14 protein-coding genes and 2 tRNA genes are annotated in these 17,512 nt (G+C 68.5%); all 16 read right to left on the bottom strand.

Features of this window, described 5'->3' with window-relative positions; all coding sequences use genetic code 11:
• Positions 1–4: 4 nt before the first annotated feature.
• The 16 genes from JOE46_RS17765 to JOE46_RS17840 all read right to left on the bottom strand — a co-directional run bounded on the left by JOE46_RS17765 (position 5) and on the right by JOE46_RS17840 (position 17,504).
• A complete protein-coding gene (locus tag JOE46_RS17765; protein WP_307861301.1) occupies positions 5–1,303 on the bottom strand; it encodes a lipase family protein in 1,299 nt (432 codons plus the stop codon).
• Between the two features lie 309 nt (positions 1,304–1,612).
• Positions 1,613–2,269: a hypothetical protein gene (locus JOE46_RS17770; protein WP_209927980.1), complete on the bottom strand. Its 657-nt coding sequence runs from the start codon at positions 2,267–2,269 to the stop codon at positions 1,613–1,615.
• A 192-nt stretch (positions 2,270–2,461) separates the two neighbouring features.
• Positions 2,462–2,534 (bottom strand) — tRNA-Ala (locus tag JOE46_RS17775).
• 7 nt (positions 2,535–2,541) lie between these two features.
• Positions 2,542–2,652 (bottom strand): DLW-39 family protein, encoded by a 111-nt coding sequence (locus tag JOE46_RS17780; protein WP_209927981.1) that lies wholly within the window; start codon positions 2,650–2,652, stop codon positions 2,542–2,544.
• A gap of 27 nt (positions 2,653–2,679) precedes the next feature.
• A tRNA-Ile gene (locus JOE46_RS17785) sits at positions 2,680–2,753 on the bottom strand.
• A gap of 112 nt (positions 2,754–2,865) precedes the next feature.
• Positions 2,866–4,260 (bottom strand): DUF3566 domain-containing protein, encoded by a 1,395-nt coding sequence (locus tag JOE46_RS27000; protein WP_209927983.1) that lies wholly within the window; start codon positions 4,258–4,260, stop codon positions 2,866–2,868.
• Complete coding sequence (gyrA, locus tag JOE46_RS17795) at positions 4,260–6,773, bottom strand: DNA gyrase subunit A (protein ID WP_097210740.1); 2,514 nt, start codon at positions 6,771–6,773, stop codon at positions 4,260–4,262. Before gyrA ends, JOE46_RS27000 begins: the two co-directional genes overlap by 1 nt.
• A gap of 275 nt (positions 6,774–7,048) precedes the next feature.
• Positions 7,049–7,636, bottom strand: a complete 588-nt coding sequence (locus tag JOE46_RS17800; RefSeq protein ID WP_097210741.1) for an ATP/GTP-binding protein — start codon at positions 7,634–7,636, stop codon at positions 7,049–7,051.
• The gene (locus JOE46_RS17805; protein ID WP_077044017.1) at positions 7,617–7,991 is read right to left on the bottom strand and encodes a DUF742 domain-containing protein; all 375 of its coding nucleotides are present in this window, start codon (positions 7,989–7,991) and stop codon (positions 7,617–7,619) included. Before JOE46_RS17805 ends, JOE46_RS17800 begins: the two co-directional genes overlap by 20 nt.
• 13 nt (positions 7,992–8,004) lie before the next feature.
• Positions 8,005–8,415: a roadblock/LC7 domain-containing protein gene (locus tag JOE46_RS17810; RefSeq protein WP_077044018.1), complete on the bottom strand. Its 411-nt coding sequence runs from the start codon at positions 8,413–8,415 to the stop codon at positions 8,005–8,007.
• A gap of 38 nt (positions 8,416–8,453) precedes the next feature.
• Positions 8,454–11,321 carry an ATP-binding protein gene (locus tag JOE46_RS17815; RefSeq protein WP_209927984.1) on the bottom strand — a complete coding sequence of 956 codons (2,868 nt, stop codon included), beginning with the start codon at positions 11,319–11,321 and terminating at the stop codon, positions 8,454–8,456.
• Between the two features lie 313 nt (positions 11,322–11,634).
• On the bottom strand, positions 11,635–13,644 hold the full coding sequence (gene gyrB / locus JOE46_RS17820; protein ID WP_097210743.1) for a DNA topoisomerase (ATP-hydrolyzing) subunit B: 2,010 nt from the start codon (positions 13,642–13,644) through the stop codon (positions 11,635–11,637).
• A 175-nt stretch (positions 13,645–13,819) separates the two neighbouring features.
• Positions 13,820–14,773 carry an alpha/beta fold hydrolase gene (locus JOE46_RS17825; protein WP_209927985.1) on the bottom strand — a complete coding sequence of 318 codons (954 nt, stop codon included), beginning with the start codon at positions 14,771–14,773 and terminating at the stop codon, positions 13,820–13,822.
• Positions 14,774–14,789: 16 nt separating this feature from the next.
• Complete coding sequence (locus JOE46_RS17830; protein WP_374102901.1) at positions 14,790–15,896, bottom strand: 2Fe-2S iron-sulfur cluster-binding protein; 1,107 nt, start codon at positions 15,894–15,896, stop codon at positions 14,790–14,792.
• A gap of 7 nt (positions 15,897–15,903) precedes the next feature.
• The gene (locus JOE46_RS17835; RefSeq protein ID WP_209927987.1) at positions 15,904–16,812 is read right to left on the bottom strand and encodes a metal-dependent hydrolase; all 909 of its coding nucleotides are present in this window, start codon (positions 16,810–16,812) and stop codon (positions 15,904–15,906) included.
• A gap of 104 nt (positions 16,813–16,916) precedes the next feature.
• The gene (locus JOE46_RS17840; protein WP_209927988.1) at positions 16,917–17,504 is read right to left on the bottom strand and encodes a DUF721 family protein; all 588 of its coding nucleotides are present in this window, start codon (positions 17,502–17,504) and stop codon (positions 16,917–16,919) included.
• Positions 17,505–17,512 lie beyond the last annotated feature (8 nt).

Here is a 17,512-nt window from a genome sequence, read left to right on the forward strand (position 1 = left end):
GGCGTCAGGATGAACAGGTGCTCGGTGCCGGTCGATCGTGGAACCGGTCGACCATGTAGGTCAGTGCCTCGGGCAGTCCGAGGACAAGCGGCGCAGCGTGGTTGATCACGGAGCCAGGCAGGACGCTCGGGAGCGGGTTCTCGGTGAACTGCACCGTCGCGCCGCGACCGCACCAGGCCCCGGCCAGCTGTTCGGCCTGGCCGAAGGGCACCACGTCGTCGTGGTTGCCGGACTGGATCAGCACCGGCCCGGTCGGCGTCCTCGTGCCGATCCGCTGTCGCTCCAGCAGTTCCTTCGCCAACGGCAGCCGGTCGAGCACCACGGAGAGCGATTCGCCGCCGCGGGTGTACTCGTTGGTCTTCTGGAAGGCGAAGCGCGCACCGGTCTCGATGACGCAGTAGTTCCGCGTCTCCGCCAGCATCGCCTTGCCCTTCTCGTTGAGCTCCGCCTCGATGAGCGGCCGGGACTCGGGGTAGGCCTGGGCCAGACCGTTGATCGCGTAGCCGATCGCGCCGGTGAGGAAGGAACCGTCGATCTGCGCCAGGGTCGCGGCGAGGTCCGCGGGGGGCGCCCCGGCGTAGGTGCCCTTCACCTGCAGTTCCGGCGCGTAGTCGGCGGCGAGCTCGGACGCGGCCGCCGCGGCGCCGCCACCCTGCGAGTACCCCCAGAATCCGACCGGGCCTGCCGGGGTGATCGAGGTGCCGGGCAGGTTCTTGGCGGCACGGGCCGCGTCCAGCACCGCGTGCGCCTCGGCCGCGCGGTTGACGTAGGTGTGCATGCCCGGCGTGCCCAGGCCGTCGTAGTCGGTGACGACGACGGCGATCCCCTGCAGCAGCAGCGCGTTGATACCGAGCACCTCGTACTCGGTCATCAGGCCGATCGGTGCCTGGTAGGTCAGGAGCTGGTTCAGCAGCTTGGAGGGGGCGCACTGGTCGCCCTGGCCGTGGGTGCCGACCGCGAGGCTGACCAGGGGCCGGGGTCCGGGGCCCTCCCACTGCCGCTGCGGCTCGAGGTAGGTGCCGGTGACCGCGTTGGCCGCGCCGTTCGCGTCGGTGCTGCGGTACATGATGCGCCGTCCGTCGGCGGGGAACGCTCCGTCTGTTCCCGGCACCCGGAGCGCGAGTTCGGACGGCTCGCTGCGGATCAGGTCGCCGGGTGCGCTCGCCGTCAGATCGGCAGGCGGCGTGTAGAAGTCCGCGGGCGCCGCGGCGGCGGCGGGCGCCGCGATCGCGGCCACGACCACCGACAGGGCGGCCGCCACGACCGCACCCCGCCACCCGATTGCGCGCACACTCTTGTCCACCGTCGACTCCGCCCCGTGTTCGTTGACTCCGAACACGAAGCCGTACGCACGGTAACACATACTTTTCGCGCGACGGTCGGGCCGATTCGGGCTCTCGGACATGCGACCGCGCGGCACCGAAACCAATTGCTGCACAGGTTTGTTCACAATTGCACAGGCACGGCACCGGTCGCCGAGTGTGCAGCTACCGTCCGCCCCTCTCGGCATTTACGCCGACACCTGCACACTCGGCGATGCACAGCGCACAGCCCGCGACCAGGAGCTGATCGCGGGCTGTGTGTTTGTCGTGTGTTGCTGTGCGGGCGCAAATCAGGGCGCCGCGGGTGCCGGCATCCCCGGCAGGGTCGGAAGCGGCCCGACGAAGTTGAAGAACGCCGCCCGCAACGGTTCCCCGCCGACCATGTCCAGCCCGATCACACCGCCGATGAGCGAGCCGATGATCGATCCGGGGAAGCAGCCGGCGAGCACGCCCACCACGCAGCCGACGAGGAGCCCGATGATCCCGCCGACGGTCTGCCCGACGATCCCGCCCATCTGAGCCTTCTGGATCTCCCCCATCAGGCGCTGTTGGTCCGCGGGGTTGTCCCAGGCGACCGGTTGGACGGCAGAGGGAAGCAGTGTCGGCGTCAATGTCAGGCTCCGGCCGCCGTCACCGATCGCGGGCGCGATCGCGTGCGTCTCACCGTTCACCCGGTACGCGAGGGGAATCGTGCCGATGGACGATCCGTCGCCCCGGAGCACGCTGACCCCGGTCCCGTCGCCGGAGACCCGGAACACGCCCGCGTCGAGCAACGTGACGACCGAGTTCCCGCCCGGCGTGAGTCCCGTGGTGTATCCGACGCCCTGATCCCTGCCTTGCATCTGAGCACCGACCAGCGCGGCTGGGTCGGCGTGCGCGGTGACCGCCCCGGCGCCCATCGCGGCCGTCACGAACAGTGCAGTGGCGACAATCTTCCTGAGTTTCATGTCGGCTCCCGGGTTCGGTTGCGATTTCCCCCAGCCGAACAGTAGTCGAGCGCATGTGATCTCGAACACAATTCGATGAACTTGCCCCGGCATGCGATCCGCTCGTGGCCTTCGCCCCTGTCAGCAAAAAACACCCCCCACCGGAGAGTGAGGGGTGTTGATGTGACGCTGTGTCCGATTGTGTTGCTGCTGTGGAGCCTAGGAGATTCGAACTCCTGACATCTGCCTTGCAAAGGCAGCGCTCTACCAACTGAGCTAAGGCCCCGTCCGCGCTAGCGGCTGGTGACCTCGTGCCATACATCCTGGCTGCGGCGCTGCGACCGCAGCTTCGTCAACCCGAAGAGAACGGTCACAACGGCTGCCGCGAGAAGCAGTACCTTCATGCTCGAACCCTTCGTCGGCACGGGGAGTGGGCCTAGGAGGACTTGAACCTCCGACCTCTTCCTTATCAGGGAAGCGCTCTAACCGCCTGAGCTATAGGCCCTTAACCTCGGTCCGGGAGACGCATCGAACTTGTCTCCCTGAACCGAGGCATGAGATTACCCCACCGACCGGCCGCGACCAAAACCGGCCCGGCGGGGAACCGAAACCCCTGGTCAGTCGCGGTCGGCGAGGGTCACTTCGACCCCACCGACAAGGTCCGTGCAGAGGTTGTAGATGAACGATCCGATCGTCGCGAGGGCGGTGAAGAGCACCACGTTGATGGCACCGATCAGCGCGGCGTAGCCGAACACCTGTCCCGCGCTGACAAGGCCCTCGTCGCCCGTCTCCGAGACGATGTCGGTGAAGGCGTTGTTCAGGCGATCCCAGACACCCATGCCGTCGAGCACGACGTACAGGAATCCGACGGCGAACATCCACACGAAGAACAGCGCCACCGAGATCACCAGGGACACCTTGAGCGTCGACCAGGGGTCGACCTTGCGTACCTGGATGGTCGCGCGCAACGGGTCGCCCGCGACCGCATCGATCGGCACCGCAACGAGCGCGGGCTGCGCACCCGTCTTGGGGCCCGCGCCTGCTGCCGCCGCGGGGGCGTCGCCGGGCAGCGGATGCTTGACCGCGGACAGGTCCGGCAGGTCCTTCGCCAGATCGGAGCGGTCGATGTGCCGGGTGGGGCCGTCGATCACCGCTGACTTGGCCTTGGCGGCCTCCTTGCGCGCCGTCTTCGCCGCGTCGGCACCCGACGGAGCTCCCGCCGCGGGCTTACCGGCCGCAGGAGCACCGGGACTAGTGCCCTGGCCGCTCGGGGTCGAGACCGGACGCGTGGCGGGTGCGCCCGCCGGAGCACCCGGACGCGTCGCCGGACCACCCGCGGGCGTCGCGGGGCGCGCACCCGAACCGCTCGTGGGCGATGCCGGACGCGTACCCGGTGCACCCGCGGGGGCACCCGGACGCGTTGCGGCGCCGCCGGGGGGCGACGCCGGACGCGTACCCGGCGCGCCGGCCGGAGCACCCGGACGCGTGCCCGCGCCGTTGGCCTGGCCGCCGTTCTGCTGCGGACGCTGGCCGGGCGCCTGGGTCGGAGCCTGGGTCGGCCGGCCACCCTGCGGGGCGGCCGGTGCGGCGCCGCCCTGCGGCGGAGCACCTGCGGGCCGCGATCCCTGCGCGGGCGTCGCCGGTGTCGTGCCGGACGGCGGAGCCTGCGCCGGACGGGACGGTCCGGTCGGCTGCTGCCCCTGCGGCGCCTGCCCCTGCGGGCGCGGCGGTGTCTGGCCCGTGCCCTGTGCGGGCGGGGCCGGACGGTCCTGGCCGGGAGCCGTGGCGGGGGCCTGCTGCGCGGGGGCGGCAGGCTGTCCTGGTGCCGACGTCGCCGCCGCCGGAGCGTCGGTCTTGGCGGGCGCCTGCGCGTCGGGCTTGGCAGGCGCCGGGGTCGAGGGCGCCGGTGACGGAGTCCCGTTCGTCCCCTCCGGCTTACCTGCCTGCGGCTGAGCGCCCGGACCGGCAGGTGACCCCTGCCGGTCGCTGCCGGGCTGGTTGGGAGTGCTCACTAAGACTCCTTCGATCCGTCACTCGCGGCGGTGTCGGACTCATCGGGTTCATCGGCGTTGCGCGCGATCGCGAGCAGGGTGTCACCGTCCCCGAGATTCATCAACCGCACGCCCTTGGTCTGTCGGCCGGCCTTCCGCACCTGCTTGGCCGCGGTGCGGATCACTCCCCCGCCGGAGGTGATGGCGTAGAGCTCGTCGTCGTCGTCGACGATGAGCGCTCCGACCAGGGTGCCACGACGCTTGTCGTACTGAATCGTCAGCACGCCCTTGCCGCCGCGGCCCTGGACCGGGTAGTCCTCCATCGCGGTGCGCTTCGAGTACCCACCCGAGGTCGCGACCAGGAGGTAGGTGCCGTCACGCACGACGTTCAGCGAGAGCAGTTCGTCGTCGCCGTTGAAGCGCATGCCCTGCACGCCGGAGGTGGCGCGGCCCATCGGCCGCAGCGCCTCGTCGGTGGCGGAGAAGCGGATCGACTGACCCTGCGCCGACACCAGCAGCAGATCGTCCTCCGAGGAGGCGAGCACCGCGCCGACCAGCTCGTCCTCGCCGCGCAGGTTCACCGCGACGATGCCGCCGCTGCGGTTGGAATCGAAGTCGGTCAGCTTCGACTTCTTGACCAGGCCGTTGCGGGTGGCGAGCACCAGGTACGGCGCGTCCTCGTAGGTCTTGATCTGGATGATCTGGGCGATCCGCTCGTCCGGCTGGAAGGCCAGCAGGTTCGCGACGTGCTGGCCGCGTGCGGTGCGGCTGGCCTCGGGGAGCTCGTAGGCCTTCGCCCGGTACACCCGGCCCTTCGTGGTGAAGAACAGGATCCAGTCGTGGGTCGAGCTGACGAAGAAGTGCTTGACGATGTCGTCCTGCTTGAGCCCGGCGCCCTGGACGCCCTTGCCGCCGCGCTTCTGCGACCGGTAGAGATCGGTCTTGGTGCGCTTGGCGTACCCGGTCTCGGTGATGGTGACCACCACGTCCTCGCGGGCGATCAGGTCCTCGTCGTTGACGTCGCCGTCGGCCGCGATGATGCGGGTGCGCCGGTCGTCGCCGTACTTGTCGACGATCTCCTTGAGCTCGTCGCGCACGATCGCGCGCTGACGCTCCGGCTTGGCCAGGATGTCCTGGTAGTCCGCGATCTCGCGCTCGATCTCGGCGAGTTCGTCGATGATCTTCTGACGCTCGAGGGCCGCGAGGCGGCGCAGCTGCATCGCGAGGATGGCATCGGCCTGGATGTCGTCGACGGTGAGCAGCTCGATCAGCCCGGCCCTGGCGATGTCGACGGTCTGCGAAGCCCGGATGAGCGCGATGACCTCGTCGAGCGCATCGAGGGCCTTGACCAGGCCGCGCAGGATGTGGGCCCGCTCCTCGGCCTTGCGCAGCAGGTACTTGGTGCGCCGGACGATCACTTCGAGCTGGTGCGTGGTGTACAGACGGATCATCTGATCCAGCCGCAGGGTGCGCGGCACCCCGTCGACGATGGAGAGCATGTTGCAGCCGAAGCTGGTCTGCAGCTGGGTGTGCTTGTAGAGGTTGTTCAGCACCACCTTTGCCACCGCGTCACGCTTGACGGTGACGACGATCCGCATGCCGACGCGGTCCGAGGACTCGTCGTGGATGTCGGAGATGCCTGCGATCTTCGCGTCCCGCACCTGCTCGGCGATCGAGGTGATCAGGTTGTCCGGGTTCACCTGGTAGGGCAGCTCGGTGATCACGATCGTGGTGCGCCCCTTGGCGTCCTCCTCGATCTCCACCACGCCGCGCATCCGGACCGAGCCGCGGCCGGTGTGGTACGCGTCGCTGATGCCCTGGCCGCCGACGATCAGGCCCGCGGTCGGGAAGTCAGGTCCCTTGATCCGCTCCATCACCGCCGCCAGGGTGGCTTCCTCGTCGGCCTCGTAGTTCTCGAGCGCCCAGTAGATGGCCTCCGCGACCTCGCGCAGGTTGTGCGGCGGGATGTTGGTGGCCATGCCGACGGCGATGCCGCCGGAACCATTGATCAACAGGTTGGGGATACGGCTGGGGAGAACCGTCGGCTCTTGCGTCTTGCCGTCGTAGTTCGGCGCGAAATCGACGGTGTCGTGGTCGATTTCGCGGAGCATCTCCATCGCGAGCGGCGTGAGCCTGCACTCGGTGTAACGCATCGCGGCCGCGCCGTCGTTGCCACGGGAGCCGAAGTTGCCCTGGCCGTCGACGAGCGGGTAACGCAGCGACCACGGCTGGGCCATACGGACCAGGGTGTCGTAGATCGAGGTGTCGCCGTGCGGGTGGTAGTTACCCATCGTGTCGGCGACCGGTCGCGCGGATTTCACGTAGCCGCGGTCCGGGCGGTACCCGTTGTCGTACATCGCATAGAGCACGCGGCGGTGCACGGGCTTGAGGCCGTCGCGCACGTCCGGCAGAGCACGGCCCACGATCACGCTCATCGCGTAGTCGATGTAGCTGCTCTGCATCTCTTGCTGAATGTCGACGGGCTCGATGCGGTCGTGCCCCGTCCCCTCAGGCGGCAACGTGGTGTCGGTCATGAGCTCCTCTTCTACTCGGCTTCGCGTCTCCTCGCGGACTGGCCGCCTCGCAGGATGTCGCGCAACCACCCGAGTCTATAGGTGCAGGTCAGCTAGACCCGGCATCACTCGCGGATTGTCGGCAGTTACCACGGCGAACACACCGCGACGGCACTCGAGTCCGCAGGTCGATCGGCCGATCGCCGGGTCACCGAAGTCGGAACCGGCCCCCCGTCGAGGACGGGAGGCCGGGGTTGGCGCCGCGCATCGCGGCACCGAAACTGGCGTGAAGAGTGTTACCCGACCGGCTGACCGAGCCGACGCAGGGCGTACTCGGTGATCGCGACCAATCCGCCCTTGGCCGACTCCCGATCGCGGGCGTCGATGGACATGATCGGCACGTCGGCCGACACCGCGAGAGCCTGCCGGATGTCCTCGAGCGGGTAGCGCGGCGCATCGTCGAACTCGTTGACTGCCACCAGGAACGGCAGCTTGCGGGCCTCGAAGAAATCGACGGCGGCGAAGCTCTCGTCGAGCCTGCGGGTGTCGATCAGCACGATCGCGCCGATGGCGCCGCGGATCAGGTCGTCCCACATGAACCAGAATCGGTGCTGTCCCGGCGTCCCGAACAGGTACAGGACCAGGTCGTCGGCCAGGCTGATGCGGCCGAAGTCCATCGCGACGGTCGTGGTGGCCTTCTGCGGGACCCCGGTGAGGTTGTCGACGCCATCGGAGGCGTTCGTCACCAGCGCCTCGGTCCGGAGCGGCACGATCTCGGAGACGGCCCCGACCAGGGTTGTCTTGCCCACGCCGAATCCACCGGCGATCACGATCTTTGTCGAGGTGACCCGATTCTGCTGGGCGCTAGATTTGGCGAAGTCCACCGAGGACCCTTTCGATGAGTTCCCGACGCTCGCTGTCGCTCGCGTCTTCTTGCAGAGTGGCCAGGATTCGCAGGTGGCCGGCCTCGACGAGGTCCGCCACCAGCACTCGCGCGACCCCGATGGGGACGCCAACCCGGGCGGCGATCTCCGCGAGGGAGGGCGATTGCGCGCACAACACCACGATGGTCGCCTCGATGTCGCCCAGCTCCCAGTTCCGGTTCTCCGGATCGGGCAGAACCTGGATCAGCGCCTCCAGCGCCAGCTCCACCGCGGGTTTCGTGCGCCCTGATGTGAGGGAGTACGGCCGGACCAGGCTGGGCCCGGTCCCCGTCTCTGCGTTGTGCTGCTCGTCCATGGCCACCTCGGAATCAGGTCCCGATACCGGCTCGCGGCGTCGCCTGCACCGAGGCGCCGACGCGATCGACCAGGAGTGCCATCTCGTAACCGACCTGGCCGATGTCGCAACCCGACGAGGTCAGCGTGGCGAGGTGTGAGCCGTCACCGACGCTCATCAGCAGCAGGTACCCGTGCTGCATCTCGACGACGGACTGGAGGACGCCGCCGCCCTCGAACAGCCGGGAGACCCCGGCCGACAGGCTCGCCAGCCCCGACGTGACCGCCGCGAGCTGCTCGGCGCGGTCCAGCGGCAGGTGCGCACTGCCGGCCATGAGCAGGCCGTCCGCCGACACCAGCACCGCGTGCGAGACGCCCGGCACCTCACGCGCGAAGTTCGAAACCAACCAATCGAGCGAGTAGCCGCCCGCGGATCCCTGATCCATGTTGAGCGCGGATCCCTGATCCATGTTCATCTGTCTCCTTAGATGCTGTTGCGTTCGGCATGGCTGGCGGCACGACCGTCGCGGATGCCCTTTTGGTGGCGGCTGAGCTTCTCGCGGATGGCGTCCGGGTCGCGCAGCTTGGCAGTGATCTTGTCAGCCCCGTTGACTCCACCCGGAACCAACTGGTGTCCCGGCTGCCGCTGCGGGAGTCCGGACTCGGTGTGAGCCTCCACGCGAGGGGCGCTGGCGCGCTGTGCGGCGTTCCAGCCCTCGTCCGCGGCCGAGGTCCAGTTCTTGCTCCCCTCCCCCGGCGTCGGCGTCGCCAACCAGTCCGAGACGATGCCGGTCGAGACCATGCCACTGAAGATCGGCGTCGTCTCCTGCGGGTGCAGGATCGGGCGCAACGGCTCGACATTCGCGCGCGGCTGGAAGAACGACGCGGTCTTCTGCGAGTTGACGCGGTAGCGGTGCTGCGTGGTGCCCGCGGGCTCCATCCCCTCCGCCATCGTGGCCGGTGCGGCCGGCGCCGATTCGACGACCGGGGTGGGCGCGGCTGCCGGGGCCGGAGCGCTCACCTCCGGATTGAGCGGGGGCAGACCGGTCGTCGCACCGGGAGTGCGCTGCGGCAGACCGCTCGCGCCGGGGGTGCGCTGCGGCAGACCGGCGGTCGGGGCCAGCGGGCTCGGCTGCGGCGACGGGCTCGGTGCGGATGTAGCGGATGTACTCGGTGCGGACGGGCTGCTCTGAGCCAGATCCTCCTGTGCGGCCGAGGCGCGCTGCGCCAGAACCCCCAGCATCGCCGGGGTACGCCGCGGCAGTCCGTTCGGCTCGGCCGGAGTGCGCTGGGGCAGACCGCTCGGCTCAGCCGGAGTGCGCTGCGGCAGCCCGCTCGGCTCGGCCGGAGTGCGCTGCGGCAGCCCGATCGGACCAGTGGTCAGCGGTCCCGGACCCACGGTGACTGTGACAGGGACGGCAGGTTCCGCAACGGCGGGCTGCTCCCCGGTGACGGGGTAACCGTCGGAATCGACCGCGCTCTGTGGACCCGTCATCCCCATCGACATCGGCGAGACGAGTGCGCTGTGCGGGACGTGCACACTGACCGTCACGCCCTGATTGCGGGCGGTGTCGAAGGTCGGTCGCATCCGCACCGTCAGGCCGTGGTGGTCCGCGAGCCGGCTGGCCACGAACAGACCCATGTGGCGGGCCGTCTCGGGGCTCACCTCGCCACCCGAGGCGAGGCGGTCGTTGATGGCCGCCATCTCCGCCGCGGGGATGCCGATTCCGCGGTCGGTGATCTCGAGCAGGAGCCCGCCGTCGACGGCACGCGCGAAGTTGAAGGTCACCTTGCTGTCCGGCGGGGACGCCCGCAGCGAGTTGTCCAGCAGCTCGGCGAGCAGGTGCACGACGTCGATGGCGACGGTGCCGCTGATCGCGCCCTGCGGCGTGGCCTTCACCTCGACCCGCTGGTAGTCCTCGACCTCGGACATCGCGGCGCGCACGACGTCACCGACCTGAACCGGAGCGGAATGGCCGCGACGGGTCCTGGTGCCCGAGAGGATCAGCAGGTTCTCGCCGTTCCTGCGCATGCGGGCGGCGAGGTGATCGAGCCGGAACAGGCTCTCCAGCCGCTTGGGGTCCTTCTCCTCGAACTCCAGGTTCTCGATCAGTCCGAGCTGCTGGTCGACGAGCGACTTGCTGCGTCGGGCGAGGGTCTCGAACATGTCGCCGATCTGCAGGCGCAGGTGTGCCTGCTCGCCGGCGAGCTTGAGCGCCTGACCGTGCATGTCGTCGACGGCACGCGCGAGCTGTCCGATCTCCTCGTTGGTGTGCACCGGAATCGGTTCGAATTCGGTCACCGCCGTGACGTCGCCGACCTTGATCTGCTCGATCGCCTTCGGAAGGTCCTCGTTCGCCACCTGGAGCGCCCCGCGCCGGAGTCGGCGGATCGGGCGGATCAGCGATCGGGCAACCAACAGGCCGAGCGCGATCGTCGCGAGCAGCGTTGCGAGCACCACGGCGGCGTCGCGCATCGCCGCGGAACGGGTCTCGCTCGCCTTCGCGGCGACCTTGTTGGTGATCGAGCTCGTCGAGTTCTTGATCAGGTTGGTGTAGATCTGCTGGCTGGCGATCATCGAATCGCGCAGCTCGAACAGGGGCGGCTGACCGGAGGGCGCGGCGGACACCATGTCGGTGCGGTCCTTGACCGCCTGACGCAGCGTGGTCAGGGTCGGGTCGTCCTCTGGAAAGTAGCGGGCCAGGACGTCGATGAGGGCCAACTCGGAACCGTTGGCCGAGATCAGCGCGGTATTGGGGGCCTTCGGGTTCTCGACGAGCGCGAGGATCGCCATCGTCTGCCCGAAGAGGCGGCGCTGCGCGGCCCAGGCGTCGACGAGCCGGTTCCCCTCTTTGAGGATCGTGTCGTCACCGATGGGGGAGATGACATCCGAGACGGTCTTGGCCGCGTCGTCCTGGATCGCGACGGTGCGGGCCGCGACCTCCTCGACGCCCATGTTCGCGATCTGCCCACGGAGCGCCTCGGTCTCGTCGATCAACCGTTCCACGTTGGCCACCACGGCGGGGTCCAGGTCGGGGTTCGCCGCAGTCTCGCGCATCGCGGCCATCATCTCGGTGACCTGTTCGGCGTCGGACGGGGATCCCGTGCGCGAAATGGCACCGCCGACGTACAGACCGAATGCGGTGTCCATGGCCAGCAGCGGCGCGACGATGGAGGTCTGGTCCGCCGCCTCGCTGAAGTGGGCGGCGGCGCTGAGCTCTTCCTGTACTCGGAGGGCACCGAGCACCATGGCGACGGTGACCGGGATCGCGACGACCGCGGTGACCTTCCAGCGCAGGCGCCATCCCTCGAGGTTCCACAGCCTGTTCGGCGGCGGCGTCTCAGTGTTCATGTTGCAAACTCACTTTCCTCCCAGGTCCGGCACGACGGCCTGCATTCGTGCCGTACGCCCGATCGCGGAAAGCGAGTTCGCCGGGGTACGAGTCGAGACAGACGCCTAGGCGGTACAGAAGTGTAGATGCCCAAGCGTTACACGTCGACATTTGAATGTTCCCAAGAAGTTATCGTTTCGTTATACAGGTAGTTGAAGCCGAGAAAATTGCGGCGTAACCGGCATCACTGACACCACTGGCACCACAACCAAATCAGCCGGGTCATGCGTTGTGACTCACATCACTATGCATGACCCGGCCGATGGGATGAAATCAGACGTCGAGGAAGCGGACATCCTTCGCATTTCGGGTGATGAAGCTGCGCCGGGCCTCGACGTCCTCGCCCATCAGGACGCTGAACAACTCGTCGGCGGCGGCTGCGTCGTCGAGCGTCACGAGACGGAGCACCCGGACGCTCGGGTCCATCGTGGTCTCCCACAGTTCCTTGGCGTTCATCTCGCCGAGGCCCTTGTAGCGCTGGATGCCGTCGTCCTTGTTGATCTTCTTGCCCGACTGCATGCCGGCCTCGAGCAGGCCGTCGCGCTCACGGTCGGAGTACGCGAATTCCGGCTCGGACCGCTGCCACTTCAGCTTGTACAGCGGCGGCTGCGCGAGGTAGACGTGGCCGTGCTCGATGAGCGGCCGCATGAAGCGGAACAGCAGCGTCATCAGCAGCGTCGAGATGTGCTGGCCGTCGACGTCGGCGTCGGCCATCAGCACGATCTTGTGGTACCGCAGCTTCGCGATGTCGAACTCGTCGTGGATGCCGGTGCCGAACGCCGTGATGATCGACTGGACCTCGTTGTTCTTGAGGACGCGGTCGATACGGGCCTTCTCGACGTTGATGATCTTGCCGCGCAGCGGGAGGATCGCCTGGTACATCGAGTCGCGGCCGGACTTGGCCGAGCCGCCTGCGGAGTCGCCCTCCACGATGTAGATCTCGGACTTGCTCGGGTCATTGGACCGGCAGTCGGCCAGCTTGCCGGGCAGACCGCCGAGGTCGGTCGCACTCTTGCGGCGAACCAGCTCGCGGGCCTTGCGGGCCGCCAACCGGGCCTGCGACGAGGAGACGGCCTTGTTCACGATCGTCTTGGCGTCCGCAGGGTTGGACTCGAGCCAGTGCGAGAGGTGCTCATTGCACGCCTTCTGCACGAACGACTTGACCTCGGTGTTGCCGAGCTTGGTCTTGGTCTGCCCCTCGAACTGCGGCTCGCTGACCTTCACCGAGATGATCGCCGCCAGACCCTCGCGGATGTCGTCGCCGGAGAGCGCCTGGTCCTTCTCCTTGACGAGCTTCTTCTCCTTGGCGTACTTGTTCACCGTCGCGGTCAGCGCGGCGCGGAAACCCTCTTCGTGAGTGCCGCCCTCATGGGTGTTGATGGTGTTGGCGAAGGTGTGCACGGACTCCGAATAGCCGGAGTTCCACTGCATCGCGACCTCGAGCTCGTGCCCTGTGCCCTTCGCGGTGAACCCGACCACCGAGTTGTGGATCGACTGCTTGGTGCGGTTGATGTGCCGCACGTAGTCCTCGAGACCGCCGGGGTAGTGGTAGGTGCGGGTACGCACCGACTGCACCTCGGGCGTCTTGGTCTCGCCCGTCTCGTACTCGACCTCGGCGGCGACCTCCTCGTCGGTGATCCGCTCGTCGGTGAGGGTGATGGTCAGGCCCTTGTTGAGGAAGGCCATCTCCTGGAGCCGTCGGGCGACGGTCTCCGCGCTGTAGGTGGTGGTCTCGAAGATGTCCGGATCCGCCCAGAACCGGGTGGTGGTGCCGGTCCGCGAGGTGGCCTCACCCTGGACCAGCTCGCCTGGCACCGCCATCGAGTAGGTCTGCGACCACTCGTGACCGTCGCGCGCGATGGTGAGCTCGACCTTGGTCGACAGCGCGTTCACCACCGAGATACCGACGCCGTGCAGGCCGCCGGAGACCGCGTACGAGTCGGAGTCGAACTTGCCGCCTGCGTGCAGCTGGGTCATGACGACCTCGACGGTGGGGACACCGGAGGCGTGCATGGCGACCGGGATGCCACGGCCGTCGTCGACGACCTGGATGCCGCCGTCCGCCAGGAGCGTGACCCCGACGGAGGTGGCGTAGCCCGCCATCGCCTCGTCGACCGAGTTGTCGACGACCTCCCAGATCAGGTGGTGCAGGCCCCGCTCACCGGTGGAACCGATGTACATGCCTGGGCGCTTGCGCACCGCCTCGAGCCCCTCGAGAACGGTGATGGAGGAGGCGCCGTAGTCCTGGTTGGGAGTGCTCTTGTCTGATTTCTGGGCAGCCACGGGCGGGTTGCACTCCTTCTCGTCTCCAAGGCGGTCGCGGCCTGTCGAGCGTCGGCCGCGGGGTTCCCGGCCCATCTTACTGTCACGTGCGTGGTCGGGGCCGCCAATGACACCCCTGACGTCCCCGTGGGCGCATTTTCGACCTCTCCGGTAGGTCGGAAGCTGGGTGGCGCGATCAGGAGTTGGCGGCGGTACCGTCCTCGCTGTCCCGGTCGCTGACAGCGTCGATGAACTCCACGCTCAGCCGGGCGAGGTCGGCCGCGTGGGAGATCGGGGACCAGTGACCGGCCGGGATCTCGCGGCGCCGCAGGTCCGGCACCCACCGATCGATGTCCTCGTAGCCGACGGGACGCACCGCGCGGTCGCGCGTGCTCAGGATCAGCTGGACCGGAACGGCGGTGCGCCGCTCCGCCGGGTGTCGCAGCTTGGGCCGGATGTTGGCCCGGTACCGCTTGAGTCCGGTGATCATGTCCGAGCGCAGGGTCGGAGCGGGGTGCACGAGCGCCGGGTCCAGGCCATCGAAGAACCGCAGGAAGGCCGGCCAGATCCGCCACATGCCGAGACGGAACGGCAGCGGTCCGAGCCCCGGCGTCTGGAACAACACCGTGTAGGCCGAGGCGACGGCCTGGGTCAGGCGCTTGTAGACCCCTCGCGGGGTCGGGTTGGTGAACCCGGCACGCAGCCAGGTCCCCAGGTGGTCGAGGTTGGGCCCCGAGACGGAGGTGTACGACGCGATCCGGCGCTCGGCGCCCGGCTCGCACACCGCCTGCCAGCTCTCCACCGATCCCCAGTCATGGGCCAGCAGGTGCACGGGCCGATCGGGGCTGACGGCATCGAGCACCGCGAACAGGTCCTGTGCCAGGAATTCCAGCCGGTAGTCCGCGACCGCGGTCGGCACCGTGGACCGGCCCGAGCCGCGGGTGTCGTAGCTGACCACCCGGAACCGGTCCGTCAGCTGCGGCACCACGTGCTCCCAGAGCTGGTGGGTGTCCGGCCAGCCGTGCACCAGCACAAGCGTCGGTCCGGCCGGATTGCCCTGCTCGAATACCGCCAGCTCGACCGATCCGCTGCGGACGGTGCGGGCAACCGCCGGCCTGATCGGGTGAGAATCGTTGGCACTGTTGGTCATTGGGTAGTCCTTACCGTCAGAGATCGAGGACCAGGCGCTCGGACCCGGTCGATCGGGACACGCAGATCAGCATCGAATCCTCGCGCTCCTCGTCGGTCAGACGGGTCTCGCGATGGTCCGGTTCGCCCGAGATGACCCGGACCTTGCAGGTGCCGCAGAATCCCTGCTGGCACGAGTACCCGACGCCGGGCAGCCGCTCCTTGATCACCGACAGGGCGGATTCGTCGGCGGGCACGGTGAGTACCTCGCCCGTCCTCGCGAGCTGGACCTCGAACTCGGATCCGTCCAAAACCGGTGGCGCACCGAACCTCTCGAAGTGCAGCGAGGTCGCAGCGCTGTCCATGAACGCCCTGCGCACGGTCTCGAGCATGGGGGTCGGGCCGCAACAGTAGACGGCCCCTCCCGCGACCGCGCGACCCAGCAGATCCTCTTCTGTCGGGATCCCGTACTCGTCATCCGGTCGTACGAAAACCCTTGTCGGATCCCATGATTCGATCTCATCCAGGAAGGGCATCGACTCCCGCGAACGGCCGGAGTAGACGAACTGCCAGTCCATCCCGATCTCGCGGGCGGCCCGCACCATGGCCAGGATCGGCGTGATGCCGATGCCGCCCGCGATGAACAGCGCCTTCCCCGCACCGACGAACGGGAACCCGTTGCGGGGGCCGCGGACGGTCACCGTGGTGCCCGGCTGCAGTCCGTGCATCTCGATCGAGCCGCCACCACCGTCCGGAATGGAGCGCACTGCGATGCGGTAGTGGGTCCGGTCCGCCGGGTCTCCGCAGAGCGAGTACTGCCTGCGACGCCCCGACGGCAGGTGGAAATCCAGGTGGCAGCCGGGCTGCCACGCCGGCAGCTCGGTGCCGTCCGGTGCGGCGAAGGTCAGCGCCGCGACGTTCTCGTCCTGGGCCACGATGGTCCGGTCGGACACCACCAGGGTCATCGCGGTGTCCGGGTTGTGGCCGGCGTGCTCCGGCTTGTAGTCGAAGCGGGCCACCACACCGAGGTACCTGTCCACGAACGAGCCGAGGGCCGTCATCACCCGGTCGTTGCGGTCACGTCCGCGCAGGTCTCGCGGCCTGCCCTCGATGTTGCGTGCCCGTTCCGCGCTCATCGTCGTCATCTCGGCGCTACTTGGCCGCGGCCTGGGCGGCGGGCGAGGAGGCGAGGTAGGCGACGGCCTGCGCGGTGGATCCCTCCTGCGACGGGTGGTACGAGCGGCTGAAGTAGCGCCCCATCCGCACGGCGAGCTCCCTCGGGCCGGGCAGGACACCTCGCCTGCCCGCGGCCAGGTAATCGGAGAGGTGCGGCTTGCGCCGGTGCGGCGCCCACTGGGCGAGCTCGGGATCGTTCGCCATCAGGAACCGGGTGCCCCGAACCCAGAGGTACACGATCGCCGGGCTGGCCACGAGCTGGGTGCGCAGACGACGGGATTCGCGCTTGTCGAAGTAGCGCATCAGGTCGTAGGCGACGCTGCGGTGCTCGACCTCCTCCGATCCGTGCCAGCGCAGCAGGTCGAGCATGGTCGGGTGCGGGTGCGCCCGGTCCAGGCCCTTGGCGTTGAGCACCCAGTCGCCGAGGAAGGCGGTGATGTGTTCGATCGCCGCGATCAGGGCGAGGCGCTCGATCAGGTAGTTCTCCTTGCGCCGGGCAGTGAACGGCCGCGGTCCGAGCAGCCGGAAGAACACCCATTCCATCTGGGACGTGAAGGGGGTGGGATCGAGGCCCTGCTTCTTGAGGTGCTCGAGGACGCCCGCGTGCGACTGCGAGTGCATGGCCTCCTGGCCGATGAAGCCGGCGACGTCGTCCCGCAACTTCTCGTCCTCGATCAGCGGCAGCGCTTCCTTGAACGTCTCGACGAACCAGTCCTCCCCCGCGGGAAGCAGCAGGTGCAACACGTTGAAGACATGGGTGGTGAACGGATCCCCCGGGATCCAGTGCATCGGCAGGTCAGACCAGTCGAATTCCACATCACGGGCCTGCAAAAGGATGTGATCCGGCTCGGTGACGGCGGTGACGTGCACGCTCTCGATGGACATCGGAATCTCCTCCGGCACCCGATCCCGGGCTGCCTGTGACACGGGTCATTCACTGTATGGCGAAGTAACCGTAACACGGAGTTATATGTACATCTAGGGGTTGATCAGCCGTATGTGTCCCGCGGCCCGCGGCCCTTGATGTGCCGATCCCCCTTGCGCCAGCTCGGAGCGCTCGGCCCGGTGATCCGCAGGCTCGTCACGATCCCGTCACCGACCGCAGCGGCGATCTTCGCCAGGATCTGGGACTGCATCATCCGCAGCTGGGTGGCCCAGGCCGTCGACTCGGCGGAAATGCTCAGCACGCCCTCACGCAGCGCGACCGGTTCGGCATGCGCCGAGATGTCCTCGCCGACGACCTGCGGCCAACGGCCGAGGACCGTGCCCTCGGCCACTCGCGGCGACCAGCCCCTGTTCTTCGCGACCAACCCCGTCAACGCCCCGAACGGCTGCGGATCCCGTCCGTCCGGTCCCGCGCCCGACCAGCCCCGTCGACCGGTGCCCGCTCGCAGCCGCGGCTTCGGCGACGACCTGCCCTGCCCGACGGACTTCCCGCTCGCCTTCGCGGCCGCGCGCGCCTCTTCCAGCGCCCGCCGGGCGAGGTCGATTCCGCGCAGCTCGGGCACCAGTTCGGTGCTCGCGGGCTGTCCCGGTTCCGGCACCGGACCCCCGGTCGGGCTCGACTCGTCTGTCATCCGCGCTC

The organism is Rhodococcus sp. PvR099 (assembly GCF_017833315.1).
Lineage (GTDB): Bacteria > Actinomycetota > Actinomycetes > Mycobacteriales > Mycobacteriaceae > Rhodococcus_G > Rhodococcus_G oryzae.